A 17,121-nucleotide genomic window follows, 5' to 3' on the forward strand; every position below is an offset into this window, starting at 1 on the left:
CTTGCCGCTGCGCTCGCCGGGCATGGCCCGGCGCTACCAATGCGGGATCTACCTTGGTGGATGTGGACCTGGGGCCGCACCGCTCCTGCCGCGCCGTTACTGCGTCACTCGTTCGGCGGCGTGGTTGCCTTGGCTTCACTGCCGAAACTGCCATCGGCTTCGGCGGCCAGATACGCAAACACGGTGTAGGCCGCCACGTTCTGCGCCAGCGCCTTCGGGTCGATCTTGTCGAGGGTGTCGTCGGCGGTGTGGTGCAGGTGGAAGTAATCCGAGCCATCCTGCGCCAGCCACGCCCACGCGCCACCCTTGGCGGCCAGCGGACCGACATCCGGCCCCGGGCCACCCTTGTCGGCGGCGTACTCGATGCCCAGCGGCTTCATCACCTCGGCAATCTGCCTGGTTGCCTCGCGCGAGCCCTCCGGGTTCGGCGAACCTGTGTTGAAGGCGTAGATGCGGCCAGCACCGAAATCGCTCTCGGCGGCCAGCTGGTGCAGGGCTACGTCCTTGGCATGCGCCTCGGCGTAGGCCTTGCCGCCATACAGGCCCTGTTCTTCGTTGGCGAAGGCGACCACGCGGATGGTGCGCTTCGGCGCCTGCTTCAGCTGGCCGATCAGATGACCGGCGGCCATGGTGATGCCCACGCCTGCGCCGTCATCGACCGCGCCGGTGCCCAGGTCCCACGAGTCCAGGTGTCCACCGATCACCACCACTTCCTTCGGCAGCGTGCGGCCGGTGATCTCACCGATCACGTTGTACGAGGTCGCCGTGCCATCCCAACCGCAGTCCAGTGCGACCTTCACCGTGGTTGCGCCACGGGCAAGCAGACGCGCCAGCTGGTCGGCGTCGGGCACCGACAGCGCCGCCGACGGCACCGGGGTCAGGCCGTCATCGAAGCGGGTGATGCCGGTGTGCGGCACGCGGTGCGAATCGGTACCGGCCGAGCGCATCAGGAAACCGATCGCGCCCTTGCGGATGGCCTCGGACGGGCCCTTGCTGCGGATCGCGCCGCCACGGCCATAGTCGCGGCCATCGCGGAACGGCAGCATCTGGTAATCGACGAAGGCGATCTTGCCCTTCAGCGAACCCGCCGGTGCGGCCTGCAGCGCGGCCAGATCGGCAAACCGCACTACCTCGGCTTCGACCGTACCGCCCGGGCTGCCGCCCAGCGCAGTGATCTGCAGCGGTTGCGGGTTCCTGCCGGTCACGGCGGCGTGTTCACTGCGGCGCTCCCATTTCGGGAAGGTCACCGGTTCCTTCCACACCTTGTCAAAACCCAGTGCCTTGAACTTGGCTTCGGCCCAGGCCACGGCACGGGCGTCGGCCTCGCTGCCGGCGATGCGAGGGCCGATCTCGGTTGTCAACGATTCGACTACCTTCCAGCCGGTGTCATCGGCCAGCGCCTGGTCGCGCAGTTGCGCCGCAGTGGCCAGCGAAGCCGGCGGCAGGGTGGTGGCATGCGGCGCCGCGAAGGCCGGCGCGGCCAGCAGGGCGAGGGAGGATGCGATGGCAAGGACGCGGCGACGCATGGACAGCTCCGGGAAGGGTGTAAGCCTTGGAGCTTAACAGTCGTTCAGCGCCGCGCATGGGCGGGAGGTCATGGCCGGCGCGGATGCTGTTTTCCGCCAGATGCAGCAAAGCGAAAGCCCCGCCGGAGCGGGGCTTTCGCATGCCTCTGCGGTAGCGCCGGGCATGCCCGGCGAGCGCAGCGGCAAGATGGCGTTCCGCCGGGCATGGCCCGGCGCCACCAACCTTATTTCTTCAGGCTGTCGCGGATCTCGCGCAGCAGCACCACTTCCTCGGCCGGCGCTGCCGGTGCCGCTTCCTTCTTGCGCGACAGGCGGTTGATCACCTTGATCACCAGGAAGATGGCGAAGGCCACGATCACGAACTGGATCAGCGTGTTGATGAAATCACCGTAGCCGATCACCACGGCCGGGATTTCCCTGCCATCAGGCCCGATGCTGGCCGGCGACAGCGTCCACGCCAGGTGCGAGAAATCCACCCGGCCAATCAGGTAGCCCAGCGGCGGCATGATGATCTTCTCCACCAGCGCGGTGACGATCTTGCCGAAGGCAGCGCCAATCACCACGCCGACGGCGAGGTCGATGACGTTGCCGCGCATCGCGAATTCCTTGAACTCGGTGAGCATTCCCATTGTTGTTTTTCTCCTGAGGGCGAGGGGGGACAGCGCGAAGGGTAGCGCAGGTGATGTCAGCCGGCGATCACGCCGTGGCGTTCGGCCACGTTCTCAAGGCGTGCACTGAAACGGTCGCCGGGCTTCAGCGCGGCCACGCCGGACGGCGTGCCCATGAACACCAGATCGCCGGCGCGCAGCTGCCACAGCTTGGACAGCTCGTGCAGGATCTCCGGCACGTTCCAGATCATCTGGTCGAGCAGGGACTGCTGGCGGACTTCGCCATTGATCTCCAGCGACAGATTGAGCGCGGCCAGATCGCCGACTTCACCGGCGTGCACGATCTCGCTGATCGGTGCAGAGGCATCGAAACCCTTGGCCGAATCCCACGGGTGGCCCTTCTCCTTGGCGGCCGCCTGCAGGTCGCGGCGAGTCAGGTCCAGGCCTACGGCATAGCCATAGACCAGGGCCTCGGCGTCGGCCAAGGCCAGCACGCCGGTGGGCGCGTCACGGCCGATCGCCACCACCAGTTCCACCTCGTGATGCAGGTTGCTGGTGGCAGGCGGGTAGGGGATCACATCGTCGTGGCCGACCACGATGGCGTCGGCCGGCTTGGTGAAGAACATCGGGCGGCCGCGATCATCTGCTGCGGGCACGGCAGCACCCATCTCACGCGCGTGGTCGGCGAAGTTGCGGCCGACGCAGTAGATGCGGTGCACGGGAAAGCTGCCGCCACCCACCACCGGTACACGCGGCGTGGCTGCAGCAGGGATCACATCGGAGACATCGGACATGCGGGCATCCAGGAAGGGAGTGCCCGCAGTCTAGAACGCAGCAAGGCCCGCCGTCAGCGGGCAGCGTCGATCAGCGCGACGACGGCAGCGCCGACTTGCGCACCACGTGGTACTCGCCCTCGACCACGTTCGGGTCGACCGGGCGGCTCGGGCCGGGCTTGCGCGAAGCCAGCAGCTTCCACGCCAGGCCCACCAGGATCATGGCTGCACCGACGAATACGCCGATGAACACCATCGCGGCCAGGATCGCCAGGCCGAGCAGGCCCACGGCAACGCGCACCAGCGGATGGCGCGGCTTGCGCGGGGCAAACAGGGTGCGGAACTGGTTGAAGGCGAAATCGCGATTGAACATGGTGGCTCGATAGGCTGGAAATCAGCGAGCCATGAGTATCGGCAGCTGCCACTGTCATTGAGTGAAAAACTCGTTAAATATAGCCTTGGCTTATTACGGATCAATGACTTGTGTTCATGTCGCAGCTAGTCACATGACCAGGCGTGCGACAATGCGCGATTCCGTCCGAGCCTTCGCCATGACTGCCGCTGTTGCCCTGATCACCCTGGATGCCATTGCCGATGGTGCGTTTGCCGAGGTTGAAGCGGTGATCGATGGCGATGCCGAGTCGCTGCTGCTGTACCGCGACGGTGAACAGGTGCGCGCGTTCCTGAACATATGCCCGCACGCGGGCCGCCGCCTGGATTGGGCGCCCGGCCAGTTCCTGAAGAGCCGCGAAGGCCATCTGGTCTGCGCCGCCCATGGCGCCTCGTTCGCGCTGGACAGTGGCGACTGCATTGCCGGCCCCTGCAAGGGCGACCGCCTGCGCGCAGTGCCGGTGGATGTGCGGGATGGACAGGTCTACCTGGCCTGAGGCATCGGTGTGCGGACCAACGGTCCGCACCCACCGAGTTCAGAACCCACCGAGTTCAGACCCACCACATCAGCGAAACATCCAGGAATCCATCCACGCATGGTGTGGATCTACCGTGTCGACCAAGGTCGACACCCACCCACAGCAGCACAGAATGCCGTTCCGACAGCGCGCGGAAATCTGTCGAAGGCGGGGTGGGTCCGGTTGCGGGGGTGTCCGCGGCATGGATGCCGCGGCCAAGCCCCCAGGGGTGAGGGCGCTTTGCTCGCGAAGCACTGCTTCGCAAGCGCCCGAACGCACAGCCGCCAGCGGCTGGGCCGGACCGCGGAGCGGGGTTCACGGCGTCCCCCGCAACCGGACCCACCCCGCCATCCCAAGGAATGCAGGCCGTTGCCGTGGCCGTTGTCGTTGCCTCTGCGGGTGCAGGGCGCAGCCCTGCCAACAAACCCAACCTTCAGAACATCAGGTTGATCATCACCACCACCACGCAGGTGTAGATCAGTGACAGCGGGCCGCCGACCCGCCACATCTCGCGCGGGGTGTAGTTGGCCGGGCCGGTGATCATCGAAATCACCGGGTTCGACGCCGTCATCAGGTTGTTGGACGCCGACAGCGCCACGATCAGCGCGAACGCCGTGGGATTGCCGCCGGCCGCCAGCGCCAGGTTCACCGCGATCGGCACCATCACGATGGTCGCGCCCACATGGCTGATCACCAGCGAGAACACCGTGGTCAGCAGCGCCAGCGCCAGTTCCAGCACCCAGATCGGAATGCCGGTGGGCAGCTTGTCGATGGTATGGCCGGCCACCCATGCCGCTGCGCCGCTGGAATCCATCGCCCAGCCGAGCGGAATCAGCCCGGCCATCATGAACACCGTCTTCCAGTTGATCGAGGCATAGGCCTCGTCCATGCGCAGCACGCCGGTCAACAGCATCCCGGCCACGCCGGTCATCAGGGTCAGCGCCACCGGCAGTTTGCTGGTCAGCGCGATCAGGATGGTCAGCGCGAAGATCGCCATGGCGATCTTGAACTTGTGCGGGCGCTGCTCGCCAGTGGGGTAATCGGTGACCACCACGAAGTCACGGCTCTTGGCCGCTTGCGCGAGGTCGGTCCAGATGCTGTGGAAGACCAGCATGTCGCCGGCGCGCAGCTGCACATCGCGCACATCCTCGCGGATCACCTGCTTGTCGCGGTTGATCGCCAGCAGGCTGATGCCGCGTTCCTTGCGCAGGCGCAGCTCGCCTGCAGTCTTGCCGATGACGCCGGAGGTCGGCGGCACCACCGCCTCGGAAATGCCAGCGCGGCTGGGATTGAACAGATCGCCAAGGTGCTTCAGGCGCGAGGACATGCGCAGGAACTGGTTCTGCGCGAAATCGTGGATCTGCTGGCGCGGTCCCATCGCGCCGAGCACGCTGCCCACCCAGATGCGCATTTCCGCCGGCGGTGCCAGGCGGGTGTCATTGCCGGTCTTCAGTGCCAGCAGCAGCGGCGCGTCATGCAGGTTCTCGGCCTCGCCCAGGGTCATGCCGACCAGCGGGCTCTCGGCGGTGACCACCAGCTCGAACACGTCGCCTTCGATGCCGTAGGTCTTGGCGAAGTAGCTCTCGGTGCGGGCCGGCGTGGTGCCGTCGTTGACCAGGCTTTCCTCTTCCACCAGCTTGCGGTCGCCGTAGTAGCGGAAATACAGCAGCGAGGCGATCAGCAGGGCGATGCCGATCGGCAGCGGCGCGAACATGCGCAGCGGCTCGATGGTGGCCAGGCCGGAGGGCAGGTTGTTGTTGGCCGAGGCCAGCAGATCGTTCAGCAGGATCAGCGGCGAGTTGCCGACCATGGTCAGCGCGCCACCCATCACGATCGCCGCCGAGATCGGCAGCAGCAGGCGTTGCATGGTCAGCCCGGTGCGCGCGGCCAGACGCGAGGCAACCGGCAGGTACAGCGCCATCACCGACGGGTTCTGCATGAAGGACGAGTTCAGGCCGGCGATGGCCGTTGTCATCATCAGCAGCCGCTGCTCCACGCCATGGCCGCGCCGCAGCAGCCAGGCCGCGAGCCGGTTCAACGCACCGGTGCGGTCCAGGCCTGCGCCCAGGATGGTGGTGGCGATGATGCTCATCACCGCGTTGCCGGAGAAGCCGCCGAAGATCTCCTCCGGCGCGATCAGGCCGGTCACGCCCAGCACCACCAGCACCACCAGCGCGACCACGTCGGCGCGGATGCGCTCGAACAGGAACATCGCCATTGTGAAGCCGACCAGCCCGAGCACGAGCTTCATGTCAGTGGTCAGCGTCAGCGCGGTATCCATGTCGGGCGCGGCGTCCTCAGGCGTTCATCAGGTGCGGTCGTACAACAGGTCCCAGACACCATGGCCGAGCTTCTGGCCGCGGGTCTCGAAGTGGGTCTGCGGGCGCCAGTCCGGGCGCGGCACGCTGCCACGCGGACCGGCACGGTTGACCAGGCCGGGGGTGGCATCGAGCACGTCCCACATCTGCTCGGCGTAATCCTCCCAGTCGGTGGCACAGTGCAGGCGGCCACCGGGGCGCAGCTTGCGCACCAGCAGCTCGGCAAAACCCGGCTGGATCAGGCGACGCTTGTTGTGGCGCTTCTTGTGCCACGGGTCGGGGAAGTAGATGCGCACTTCGTCCAGCGCGCCATCGGCGATTTCCTTTTCCAGCACTTCCACCGCGTCGTGGTGGTACAGGCGCACGTGGTCGGCATTGTCGTCGGCCAGCGCGTTCAGCAGGCGGCCTACACCAGGTGCGTGCACTTCCAGGCCGATGTAGTCGCGGCTGGGGTCCTGCTGGGCGGCGAAGCGCAGCGCGGCGCCGTTGCCGAAGCCGATTTCCAGCACCTTGTGCGCATCGCGGCCGAAGGTGGCATCCAGATCACGCGGTTCACCGCTGAAATCCAGGCCGAAACGCGGCCAGCGCTCGTCGAACGCGCGCTGCTGGGCCGGGGTGAAACGGCCCTGGCGCAGCACGAAGCTGCGCACTTCACGGCGGCCTTCGTTGACCGTGAACGGCTTGGGCGGCGCCTTCGAACCGGCGCTGTCGAATGGATTGGTCATCAGCCGATCAACCCATCGATCGGGGAGGACGCACTGGCATAGCGCTTGCGCGGAATGCGGCCAGCCAGGAACGCCTCGCGGCCGGCTTCCACGGCCTTGCGCATGGCGCTGGCCATCAGCACCGGGTTGCGCGCACCGGCGATGGCGGTGTTCATCAGCACGCCGTCGCAGCCCAGCTCCATCGCGATCGCCGCATCCGACGCGGTGCCCACGCCGGCGTCGACGATGATCGGCACCTTGGCGTCTTCGATGATCTGCAGCAGGTTGTACTTGTTCTGGATGCCCAGGCCCGACCCGATCGGCGCGGCCAGCGGCATCACCGCAGCGCAGCCGATCTCTTCCAGGCGCTTGGCCAGGATCGGGTCGTCGGAGGTATAGACCATCACCTCGAAACCGTCCTTGACCAGCTGCTCGGCGGCCTTGAGGGTCTGCACCACGTCCGGGTACAGCGACTTCTGGTCGCCCAGTACTTCCAGCTTGGTCAGGTTGTGGCCGTCCAGCAGTTCGCGGGCCAGGCGGCAGGTGCGCACGGCATCCTCGGCGGTGTAGCAGCCGGCGGTGTTGGGCAGGATGGTGTAACGGTCCGGCGGCAGCACGTCGAGCAGGTTCGGTTCGCCCGGGTTCTGGCCGATGTTGGTACGGCGGATGGCCACGGTGACGATCCGGGCGCCGGCGGCCTCGGTGGCCAGGCGGGTTTCTTCCAGATCCTTGAACTTGCCGGTGCCGGTAAGCAGCCGCGAGCTGTAGGTCTTGCCGGCGATCACCAGCGAATCGGGGGAGACATGAGCGTTCATGACGCGATTATCGCTTATCCGCCTGAAGATGGGGTCGTCACTTCGACGCCGCCGGGCATGGCCCGGCGCTACCGGAACGGATGCGCAGGGTAGCGCCGGGCCATGCCCGGCGAGCGCGGAGCGCGGGATGCCTCAGCCGCCGCCGAGGGCATGCACGATCTCCACCACATCGTCCTCGTCCAGCACATGCTCGGCATGACGGCTGCGGCTGACGATCTCGCCGTTCACCTCCACCGCCACCCGGCGTTGCAGCAACTGCTCGACCGCAAGCAGGTCCAGGAGGGTCGCCGAAGCGGGCAGGGTGCGGGGTTCGCCATTGAGCTGGATGTTCATGGGGCCATTGTCGCTGATTGCCGGTTCGCATCGGAACCGTTGCAAGTTGTGCGCTACGCCCGCACCGGCAAAGCCCGCCGGGCCTGGCTCGAGCGACAATCCATGCGGCGGCGCAGCGTGAGCAATTGGCGGCGCAGTGAAACCATTCACCGTGCGCCGGCGTACGTGCGTCGGATCCTCAAACGATATCCCCACAGGAGTTTTTACATGCTGCTCAGCAAACGCCCGATCCGCTCCCTCATGGCGGCCGCGATCGCGCTGGCCGCGCTGCCGGCCATGGCAGGCGAATCCCCGTTCACCCGCACCGTGTTCATCGGTGACAGCCTGACCGACAGCGGCTACTTCCGTCCGCTGCTGCCGGCCGACGTGCGTCCGGTCACCGGCCAGTCCACCACCAACCCCGGTTGGGAGTGGGCACAGTGGGTGGCCGATTACTACGGCACCAACGCCAGCCCGAACGGCAACGGCCAGACCGGCGACAACTACGCTGTCGGCGGCGCCCGGGTCGGCACCGACTTCCGCAACCCGCAGCTGGGCAACGTGCTGGTGCCGTCGTTGAAGACGCAGACCGCCAACTACCTGGCCGCCAACGGTGGCAAGGCGGATCCGCGCGCGCTGTACACCGTCTGGGGTGGCGCAAACGACCTGTTCCAGATCACCAACCCGGCCCAGGCGCCGGCAGTCATCGGCTCGGCGGTCACTGACCAGATCGGTATCGTGGCCAGCCTGAAGCAGGCCGGTGCCGAGTACGTGCTGGTTCCGAACCTGCCCGATATCGGCTCCACTCCGGGCTTCATCGATCGCGGCGCTGCCGCGCGCGTGCAGGGGACGGCGCTGTCCAACGCCTACAACAGCGCGCTTTATGGCGGTCTCAAGCAGGCCGGCATCGATTTCATTCCGCTGGACACCTACACGCTGCTGCGCGAAATCATCGCCAGCCCGGGCATGTACGGCTTCAGCAACGTCACCGGCCGGGCCTGCAACGTGCCGTCGTCGCTGACCTGCAGCCCCTTGGCCTATGTGCGTCCGGATGCGGCAAGTAGCTACCTGTTCGCCGATGACGTGCACCCGACCACGGCCGCGCACCAGATGCTGGGCCAGTACGCCATCTCGATCCTGGAAGGCCCGCGCCTGCAGCAGGTGCTGAGCCACTCGGCACAGACCATCGGCCGTTCGCGCGCCGACCAGGTCAGCCTGCACCAGGCCGGCCGCCCGGCCGACGGGATGTCCTGGTGGGGCGGCGTGCGCGGTGACATGCAGCGCTACGACCACGCCGATCTGTACGACGGCCTGGCCCCGGCCGGCCTGTTCGGTGTCGACTGGGCACGTGACGGCATGGTCTTCGGCGGCTTCGCCGGCTTTGGCCGCCTGAATGCCGACTTCGGCAACAGCCGTGGCGATTTCACCCAGAAGGACACCACGGCCGGTCTGTTCGCCGGCTGGTACGGCGACCGCATCTGGGTCAATGGCCAGGTCAGCTACACCTGGCTGTCCTATGACGTGAACCGCAAGGTCCAGCTCGGCCCGGCCACCCGCGAACACGGTGGCTCGCCAGACGGCAGCAACCTGACCGCTGCCCTGAACGCCGGTTACGAGTTCGGCACCGAAGGTGGCTTCCGCCACGGCCCGATCGCCTCGGTGATCTGGCAGCAGGTCAAGATCGACGGCTACACCGAAAGCGCCGATGCCGGCACCCTGGCCACCGCGCTGGGTTACGGCAAGCAGGATGTCGATTCCACCGTCGGCCGTATCGGTTGGCAGGCCCGCTTCGACGGCGGCACCGTCAAGCCGTACGTACAGGTGACCTACGACCACGAGTTCGAAGACACCAAGCAGGCCAGCGCCTGGGTGCAGAGCCTGCCGGACGTCGGCATGTACCGCGTGCCGGGCATGGACTTCGACAAGAACTATGCAACCGCCATCCTGGGCGCGCGCATGGAGCTGTTCGGCCTGCAGAGCAACATCGGCCTGAGCGCCACCACCCTGCAGAAGCGTGCGCAGGACGCGACGCTGTTTGCCAGCTTCAGCGGCAGCTTCTGATGCACACGACGGCAGGCCTGCGGGCCTGCCGTCACCGTCACGGGCAGGCTGCAAGGGCCTGCCCGTTGCGTTTGAACACGTGCCCCGCATAGACTTGTCGGGCAACGCGGGCGTAGCTCAATGGTAGAGCTGTAGCTTCCCAAGCTACTGACGAGGGTTCGATTCCCTTCGCCCGCTCCATCCTGGCAACTGGGATGGAATGATGCCGAGGCCGCCCGTGGGCGGCCTTTTTCGTGGTCAGTCCTCGTTCTGCACGTATTCCAGCTCTTCCCGCAACGCATTGAGGTTGAGCATCAGCAGCTTCGACGCCAAGCGGATGTCGCGACGGTCATAGCGCGCCTGCGATTCGTCGTCGCGCGCAACCAGGCCGGCGCCCGGCATCAGGTGCAGGCGCTGCGCGCGGCGGACCAGGCAATCCAGCCCGAACGCACGTGACAGCATACGCCCGAGGATCACCCGTCCGGCCTGGCTCAGGTTGTCGGTGTCGATGCCATCGAGCTGCCACACCTGCGCTGCCGCGTGGCGGGTATGGCGGTTCTCGCGCAGCACTTCGCCCAAGCCCGACAGGCCACCGATGTGCATCTCGCGCAACGCGATGTCGGCCAGGTGCTGGCAGAGCAGGTCGTTGGTGCCGTCGAACAGGGTATAGACCCGCGCATCCAGCAGGGCGGTCGCTGCGATGTTGTCCGCGCCGGTGCGATAGCCCTCGCCGCCGCACAGCTGCTGGTAGTCGATGGCCGATTCCAGCATCAGTTCCGATGAGAGCACCTTGGTCGCCAGCGAGGCGAACATGCTGCCAGCAATGTCGTGGCGGTAGTCCTCTTCCAGCAGCAGGTGATGGTAGAGCGCGTTGCAGATCACGTAGTGGTTGCGGATGCGCGACACCTTGTAGCGCACGTAGTCGATGTCGTACAGGCAACCCTTGCCGATCTTTCGCCCCTTGGTCTGCGCCAGCGCCTCGCGGTACAGCCTGCGCAGGAAGCCACTGGACATCGCCGCCTTGCTGAAGCGGGAGGCACACAGAATCTCGGCGGTATCGCCCAGGCCACTGCGGCGCTTGTCCAGCCGCCTCTGCGCCGGCACCAGGATATCGATGTCGTTGAGGCCATAGCCCAGGTTCTTCAGGCCCAGGCTGTCGTATACCTCGGTGGTGACGAAGCCGCCCTCCGAACGCCGATGGACGAAGTAGCCGAATTCCTTGCCGGCGTACTGCCTTGCGCACACGATCCACCAGTCGGCCTGCGCGCTGAACGCCTGCCAGTGCTTGCTGCCACGGACGTGGTAACCCGCATCGGTTTCCTCGTAGGTAGTCTTCATCCGCGCCAGACTCGAGCCGAATTCCGGCTCGGTGAAGGCGATCCCGCCGATCACCGGGTTCTCCTGGAAGTCGTCGAAGACTTCTTCCTGCAGTGCCGGTGATCCGGACAGTGCCACGTTGCGCAGGAACAGCACGGTAACGATCATCGTGTACATGCCCAAGGGCAGGTTGTACTCGGACACGATCTCGATCACCTCGCACATCTCGCGGTGGCTGTGCCGGCCCTCGTGTGTAGCCGGAATCGCCGGCAGGCAGATGCCCTGGTCCATCAGTTCGGTCCAGCGCTCCTTCGGCAGTGGCTGTTGCGGCAGCACGCGGCTGTCGAACGCCGGCAGCGCAGCCTGGATCTGCCGTAGGAAGGTCTCGGTATCGCGGTGTGTCCTGGTCAGCATGGTTCCCTCATTGCCAATGACTGTGCGTACGCTTCGGTGAAGAAGATCGACAGCGCGTGGCGGCGTGCGCTGTCGATCTCCCGTGTGGTGTTGGCGGCGTAATCGAAATGCACCATCACGCAGCGGCCGCTGGCGACCAGCTGCCCGTACTGCAGCGCGCTCTGCACGATCGACAGCGACGATCGGCCGATCGCATCGATGCGTGTCTCGATCTCGACGTCGTGGCTGGCCCGTATCTGCTTGAGAAAGTCGATCTCGTAGCGGCGCAGGATCAGGCTCAGGTCGCGCATGTTTTCGCTCTGGCTGAACTGCAGGAAGATCGGCAGCCGCCCGTGTTCGAACCACACCGGCAGCGCGGTGTTGGTTACATGGCCGAGTACGTCGACTTCGGAAAAGCGGGGCGAGATGGAGATGCGCATGGCAGGGCCTCGGACGGGTGTGGGATGCAGGCGCTAGGCGGCGTGTCGTGGAGCGCGTGCCGTCCACGGCAGCAGGACGGCGGCCAGATGCAGCGCGGCGCTGAGCCAGAGCGCGCCATCAAGACCGATGCGATCGGCTATCGCGCCGGCGGCGACCGGACCGATCGCCTGGCCTGCTGCGAAGGCCAGGTTGAACAGCGCCATCGCGCGACCGATGCGTGCTGCCGGCAGGTTCTGCCGGACCAGCACCGCGATCGCGGCCGCAGCGATGAACACGCTGGATCCGAACACGGCCGCTGAAATGAAAAGGCTGGAGGTGCTGCCCAGAAGTGGCGCCAGCGTACCCAGCAGCGAAATGGCGCAGCACACCGACAGCGTGTAAGCACCGGGCCAGTGCGCGAGCGCGCGGCGCCACAGCAGGCCCGAGCCGAGGATGGCGATGCCGAGCACGCTCCACACCGCCACACCTGATTGCCAGGACAGGCCGTGTTCGCGCAACCAGGCGAAGATGAAGGTGAGGTAGATGATGTAGCCGCCGGCCCAGCAGAAATACGCGGCCAGGCAGGCGCCGAGGTGGCGCAGCGGGAGTGGCCCGCTGCGATCCGCCTCGGCCGTGGCTGCCGCTTCCTGCACCTGGCCGGCCAGGCGCAATGGCCACAGTGAGGCGAGCAGGCCCACCGCGCCCAGCGCCATCCACGCCTGCGGCCATGCCGAAGGGCCGCGCAGTGCCAGCAGTGGTGCCACCGCCAGCCCGGCCGCGACGATGCCGATGCCTGCACCACCAAAGAACAGCCCGGTGGCCGCGCCGCGTCGCGCCGGTGCGTGGCGGTAATGCAGCAGCACCAGGGTGCTGCCGCACGCCGACACCCACGCCGCGCCGATGCCGTTCAGCGCGCGCTGGCTGCTCAGCCATGGCAGCGCTCCACTGGCGCCGGTGGCGGCCAGAGTGAACAGGCACAGACCCAGCCCCACCTGGAACAGGCGACGTGCGCTGACCCGGTGCAGCAGGGCATACGCCGATGCGGCCCCCAACACGTAGCCCAGCGCATTGGCGGTGTTGAGCCAGCCGGCCTGCGCGTAGTTCCAGAGGAGGTCTTCGCGCATGGCCGGCAGCAGCAGCGCGTAGGCGAAGCGGCCGAGGCCGTTGGCCACCGCCATCGACAGGCACAGCGCGAAGGCGGGCCACAGCGAGGGCAGCGCACTGCGCGCTGACGCCAAGGCGGTGGCATGTGGCCCGGAATGCATTTGCTGGCGTCTCCTTGATCAGCCCGTCCCCCATTAGAACGGTCCTGATCTAGACTGCGAGGTGTCCTGATTGACAAAAAAGAATCCGCAATGGACACGCCAGAGTTCGTGATCGCCGTCCTCGACGGCACCCTTGCAGCCAGCGTCGGAGCGACCTTGGACGTACTGGACTTCGCCAACCGCTCCGCCGAGCGGCTGGGCCGACCGGCGTTCCGATGGCGGGTGGTCGGCAGCCGCCGCCAGCTGCGCCTGAGCAACGGCATGACCCTGCGCGCGGATCCGCTGTCGAGCATCGGCGACGGTGACCCTGGCATACTGGTGATTCCCAGCCTCGGCCTGGACGGCATGCTCGACGTCAACGGACACGAGCCCTGCGGATTGGATGCGCGCTACACCGATGGCATCGCCCTGCGCCGCCTGGCGATGGTTGATGCGCAGCAGTTGGCACAGCTGGCCCGGCAGTTCCACGACCGAGGTGGGCGTACTTGTGCCAGCTGCTCGGGCGTGCTGGTGCTGGGCGAGGCCGGGCTGCTGGATGGGCGTCGCATCACCAGCCACTGGGCATTGTCGAGCCTGCTGCGTCGTCGCTTCCCGCGCGCGCGGCTGGATCCGGCCTGTATGGTGGTCGAAGACGGCCGCCTCACTACCGCCGGCGCGGCGATGGCGCAGATGGACCTGATGCTGCATCTGGTACGGCAGTACGCGGGCCGCGAGGTGGCCGAAGCGGTCATGCGTTTCCTGCTGGTCGACAGCCGTAGCACGCAGGCGCGCTACATGGCGTGGCAGGGCGCCGACCATGACGATGACACCGTGCGCCGTTTTGAATCGTTGATCGAAACCAGCCTGCCGCATCCGCTGGGCATGGAAGAGGCCGCGCAACGCCTGCATCTGACCACCCGCACGCTGGCGCGACGGGTACACCGGGTCACCGGCAGTTCGCCGCGCGTGTTGGTGCAGGCGGTGCGCATGCGCATGGCGCAGCGCCTGCTGGAGATGACCGATCTGTCCATCGATGACGTTGCAGAACGGGTCGGTTATGCCAATGCGACATCGTTGCGCAAACTGACGCTGAAGATGACCCGGCTGACGCCGGCATTGCTGCGCAGGCAACTGTGACGTCGCTGACAAGCACCGGCTTTCAACAATCCCCATGGCACACCGATGGCAGCCCGTTTAGCGTCCAGACTCCTTTCAAGTGGAAACATGCGCGTGGAAAGCAGGGATGACGTTGTCACACGGCTGCACAGGATCTTTCTTTCGGCCGGCATCGGCTCGGCCAAACAGGTCGAAGCGGTTCGAGCACTCGGGCGTGCCGGTGGCCCGGAGGCGGCGCGGTTGATCGGGCAGATCTATCAGGACGCCTTCAGTGGGTCGGTCATCCAGATGGCCTGCATCGCCGCGTTGGGTGAAGCGGCACGCACCTGTCCGCCGGTGTTGCCAGGCATGGAGTGAGCTGGGCAGCGCGGTTGCGCGCGGGCCGGGCAGCATCATCCAGACGCAACGCTGAAACGCTATGCTGCGCGCCTGCCGACCGATCCCACTGCGATGAAGCTCGCCATCCTGTCCCGCAACACCCGGCTGTACTCCACCCGTCGGCTGGTCGAGGCCGCGCGCGCGCGCGGCCATACCGTGCGCATCCTGGATCCGCTGCGCTGCTACATGCGCATCGCCGCGGACGGCTTTTCCATGCACTACAAGGGGCGGCCGATGACCGGCGTGGATGCGGTCATCCCGCGCATCGGTGCTTCGGTCACCCGCTATGGCACCGCCGTGCTGCGCCAGTTCGAACTGATGGGCGCACGCACGCCCAATCCGTCCGACGCGATCCTGCGCTCGCGCGACAAGCTGCGGGCGCACCAGCTGCTGGCGGCCAAGGGCATCGACATGCCGGTTACCGTCTTCGGTGACAACCCGGATGACACTGTCGACCTGTTGTCCATGCTCGGCCCACCGCCGCATGTGGTGAAGCTCAATGAAGGCACCCAGGGCCGTGGCGTGATCCTCACCGAGAAGGCCAGCGCCTCGCGCGGCATCGTCGAAGCCCTGCGTGGCCTGTATGCCAACTTCCTGATGCAGGAGTTCATCGGCGAGGCCAAGGGCGCCGACCTGCGTTGCTTCGTGGTCGGCGACCAGGTGGTGGCGTCGATGCAGCGCCAGGCGCCGGAGGGGGATTTCCGCTCGAACCTGCATGCCGGCGGCACGGCGGTGGCGTCCAAGGCCAGCCGGGCCGAACAGCAGGTGGCGGTGCGTTCGGCCAAGGCGCTGGGACTGGGCGTCTGCGGGGTGGACCTGATCCGCTCCGAGCGCGGCCCGCTGGTGCTGGAGGTGAACTCCACCCCGGGCCTGGAAGGGATCGAGGCCGCCTGCGGGGTGGATGTGGCCGCACGCATCATCGAACACGTTGAGAAGATCAAAAAACCCTGATATTTCAGCGATTTGAAATTAAGTTCAGGCGGGGTTGGCGGGTTTAACGCTGCTTTAATCGCCCCGGGCGTAGCCTTCAACGAACCGCAGCTCTGCCTCTCAGCAGGATCGGTATCGGGATACAACTTCAGGCCCAGGCGGGTGCACCGCCTGGGTCTTTTTTATGCCCTGTGTCCCCCTGCCAAGGGGCCCTTGTGGGCACGTGGGGACACTCGTAGAGTTGGGCCTTCGTTCCGAAGGATCGGGAGGTTGGCGATGTACCGCACCACGATGATCGTGCTGTTGCTGTGCCTGCCTGGCGTTGCACTGGCCAAGCCGGAAAAGGCGGCTGTGCAGATGGACCGCCAGACCCCGGTGGCCGAGCAGGTCCGCCAGGTCGAAAAAGCCCTGCGGCAGGGCGACTACAACGAAATCTCCGCCGAGGACCGCAGTCAGGTCCAGCAGGCATTGGCGCGGATCACCCAGCGGATGGGCGACCGGCAGACCGTCCAGGAGCTGCCGCCGCAGGTGCAGAACGACGTCTTCAACGATCAGGAGCGGGTCAACAGCATCCTGACGCGCGCCCACGACGACAGCCGCCAGATCTGCTCGTACCAGCGCACCACGGGCAGCAACATGCCCAAGAGCCGTTGCATGACCGTGGCCGAACGGCGCCGCATCGAAGAGAAGGGCAAGGCCCTGCTCAACGACCAGCGCACCTACAGCAACTTGAACCCGGACTCCAAGCTTTAAGGCCGCCTGCACCCTGCCGGCCAGCACTTGCTGGCAGAGCGGGCATCCGCATACAGTCGGCGTTCACCTCAGACAGGGATTCGTTTGTCATGAAGCATCCAGTGATATCAGCGGTTCTGGTTTCGGCGTTGGCCCTGGTCGCTGCTTCGGCAGGGGCCAAGAGTGCCGAAGAGGTATTCCTGCCGGGCAAGCCGCTGCTGCAGCAGGTAGAGCGCATCGAGATCGAGCTCAACGATGGCGAAACCTATTCCGAGCTGCGTCAGGAAGAGCGCGGCAAGGTCCGCGAGACCCTGGTTCGCATCCGTGCCGCCGCCGAGCAGTACCCGACCAAGGACGCGATGCCTGAATCGGTACGAACTGAGGTCTTCAACGATCAGCAGGTCGTGAACACCGTTTTGACACAGGCGCGTGAAGATAGTCGTCTAATATGCCGACGTGAGAAGACCATTGGTTCCAACATGTCGTCCACGCAATGCATGACCGTCGCCGAGCGTGCTCGGCAGAAGGACAAGGCACAGCGCGACATGGGCCAGGCCCAGCGCGTCGGTAAATTCGTCAATTAGAGG

The 17,121-nt window shown here is 66.3% G+C and carries 18 protein-coding genes and 1 tRNA gene; 8 read left to right on the forward strand and 11 right to left on the reverse strand.

Translation table 11 applies throughout. The features are described from left to right. Window positions 1–104: 104 nt before the first annotated feature. The 4 genes from M2299_RS16385 to M2299_RS16400 all read right to left on the reverse strand — a co-directional run bounded on the left by M2299_RS16385 (window position 105) and on the right by M2299_RS16400 (window position 3,280). Window positions 105–1,526, reverse strand: coding sequence for a M28 family peptidase (locus tag M2299_RS16385; protein WP_099843475.1), 1,422 nt, complete (start codon window positions 1,524–1,526; stop codon window positions 105–107). 224 nt (window positions 1,527–1,750) lie between these two features. Continuing rightward, entirely contained in the window at window positions 1,751–2,155 is a 405-nt protein-coding gene (mscL, locus tag M2299_RS16390; RefSeq protein WP_280884696.1) for a large-conductance mechanosensitive channel protein MscL, read from the reverse strand. A 56-nt stretch (window positions 2,156–2,211) separates the two neighbouring features. Beyond that, window positions 2,212–2,928, reverse strand: a complete 717-nt coding sequence (locus M2299_RS16395) for a fumarylacetoacetate hydrolase family protein (RefSeq protein WP_099785214.1) — start codon at window positions 2,926–2,928, stop codon at window positions 2,212–2,214. A gap of 70 nt (window positions 2,929–2,998) precedes the next feature. Further along, window positions 2,999–3,280 (reverse strand): hypothetical protein, encoded by a 282-nt coding sequence (locus M2299_RS16400; RefSeq protein ID WP_025874274.1) that lies wholly within the window; start codon window positions 3,278–3,280, stop codon window positions 2,999–3,001. A gap of 178 nt (window positions 3,281–3,458) precedes the next feature. On the opposite strand from M2299_RS16400, the gene M2299_RS16405 reads away from it, so the two are divergent. Further along, on the forward strand, window positions 3,459–3,794 hold the full coding sequence (locus tag M2299_RS16405; RefSeq protein WP_032975229.1) for a Rieske (2Fe-2S) protein: 336 nt from the start codon (window positions 3,459–3,461) through the stop codon (window positions 3,792–3,794). Window positions 3,795–4,248: 454 nt separating this feature from the next. Here M2299_RS16405 and M2299_RS16410 read toward each other — a convergent pair whose 3' ends face one another. The 4 genes from M2299_RS16410 to thiS form a co-directional block, all read right to left on the reverse strand. Next, window positions 4,249–6,096, reverse strand: coding sequence for an SLC13 family permease (locus tag M2299_RS16410; RefSeq protein ID WP_025874276.1), 1,848 nt, complete (start codon window positions 6,094–6,096; stop codon window positions 4,249–4,251). A 27-nt stretch (window positions 6,097–6,123) separates the two neighbouring features. Continuing rightward, entirely contained in the window at window positions 6,124–6,858 is a 735-nt protein-coding gene (gene trmB / locus M2299_RS16415) for a tRNA (guanosine(46)-N7)-methyltransferase TrmB (protein WP_025874277.1), read from the reverse strand. Further along, window positions 6,858–7,652, reverse strand: coding sequence for a thiazole synthase (locus M2299_RS16420; RefSeq protein WP_032975186.1), 795 nt, complete (start codon window positions 7,650–7,652; stop codon window positions 6,858–6,860). The genes trmB and M2299_RS16420 overlap by 1 nt, the downstream gene beginning before the upstream one ends. A gap of 132 nt (window positions 7,653–7,784) precedes the next feature. After that, the gene (gene thiS / locus M2299_RS16425; RefSeq protein WP_280884697.1) at window positions 7,785–7,985 is read right to left on the reverse strand and encodes a sulfur carrier protein ThiS; all 201 of its coding nucleotides are present in this window, start codon (window positions 7,983–7,985) and stop codon (window positions 7,785–7,787) included. A 207-nt stretch (window positions 7,986–8,192) separates the two neighbouring features. Here thiS and M2299_RS16430 point away from each other — a divergent pair, with 207 nt between their 5' ends. Beyond that, a complete protein-coding gene (locus tag M2299_RS16430) occupies window positions 8,193–10,025 on the forward strand; it encodes an autotransporter domain-containing protein (RefSeq protein ID WP_280884698.1) in 1,833 nt (610 codons plus the stop codon). A gap of 106 nt (window positions 10,026–10,131) precedes the next feature. Next, window positions 10,132–10,205, forward strand: a tRNA-Gly gene (locus tag M2299_RS16435). Between the two features lie 57 nt (window positions 10,206–10,262). Here M2299_RS16435 and M2299_RS16440 read toward each other — a convergent pair. From M2299_RS16440 to M2299_RS16450, 3 genes are read right to left on the reverse strand one after another with little or no spacing between them, the layout of a single operon-like run. Continuing rightward, on the reverse strand, window positions 10,263–11,735 hold the full coding sequence (locus tag M2299_RS16440; RefSeq protein ID WP_280884699.1) for an acyl-CoA dehydrogenase family protein: 1,473 nt from the start codon (window positions 11,733–11,735) through the stop codon (window positions 10,263–10,265). Further along, complete coding sequence (locus M2299_RS16445; RefSeq protein WP_099843467.1) at window positions 11,729–12,154, reverse strand: acyl-CoA thioesterase; 426 nt, start codon at window positions 12,152–12,154, stop codon at window positions 11,729–11,731. The genes M2299_RS16440 and M2299_RS16445 overlap by 7 nt, the downstream gene beginning before the upstream one ends. A 33-nt stretch (window positions 12,155–12,187) precedes the next feature. Continuing rightward, window positions 12,188–13,399 (reverse strand): YbfB/YjiJ family MFS transporter, encoded by a 1,212-nt coding sequence (locus M2299_RS16450; RefSeq protein WP_280884700.1) that lies wholly within the window; start codon window positions 13,397–13,399, stop codon window positions 12,188–12,190. A gap of 90 nt (window positions 13,400–13,489) precedes the next feature. Between M2299_RS16450 and M2299_RS16455 the strand changes: the two genes are divergently transcribed. From M2299_RS16455 to M2299_RS16475, 5 genes are all read left to right on the forward strand, one after another. Further along, window positions 13,490–14,515: a helix-turn-helix domain-containing protein gene (locus M2299_RS16455; protein WP_280884701.1), complete on the forward strand. Its 1,026-nt coding sequence runs from the start codon at window positions 13,490–13,492 to the stop codon at window positions 14,513–14,515. A gap of 87 nt (window positions 14,516–14,602) precedes the next feature. After that, the gene (locus M2299_RS16460; RefSeq protein WP_223486525.1) at window positions 14,603–14,851 is read left to right on the forward strand and encodes a hypothetical protein; all 249 of its coding nucleotides are present in this window, start codon (window positions 14,603–14,605) and stop codon (window positions 14,849–14,851) included. Between the two features lie 93 nt (window positions 14,852–14,944). After that, on the forward strand, window positions 14,945–15,823 hold the full coding sequence (gene rimK, locus M2299_RS16465; protein WP_100436835.1) for a 30S ribosomal protein S6--L-glutamate ligase: 879 nt from the start codon (window positions 14,945–14,947) through the stop codon (window positions 15,821–15,823). A gap of 255 nt (window positions 15,824–16,078) precedes the next feature. Continuing rightward, complete coding sequence (locus M2299_RS16470) at window positions 16,079–16,555, forward strand: hypothetical protein (protein ID WP_099843460.1); 477 nt, start codon at window positions 16,079–16,081, stop codon at window positions 16,553–16,555. An 89-nt stretch (window positions 16,556–16,644) separates the two neighbouring features. Then, on the forward strand, window positions 16,645–17,118 hold the full coding sequence (locus M2299_RS16475; protein WP_025874285.1) for a hypothetical protein: 474 nt from the start codon (window positions 16,645–16,647) through the stop codon (window positions 17,116–17,118). Window positions 17,119–17,121: the final 3 nt, after the last annotated feature.

This window comes from Stenotrophomonas sp. 1278 (assembly GCF_029892765.1).
GTDB lineage: Bacteria > Pseudomonadota > Gammaproteobacteria > Xanthomonadales > Xanthomonadaceae > Stenotrophomonas > Stenotrophomonas indicatrix.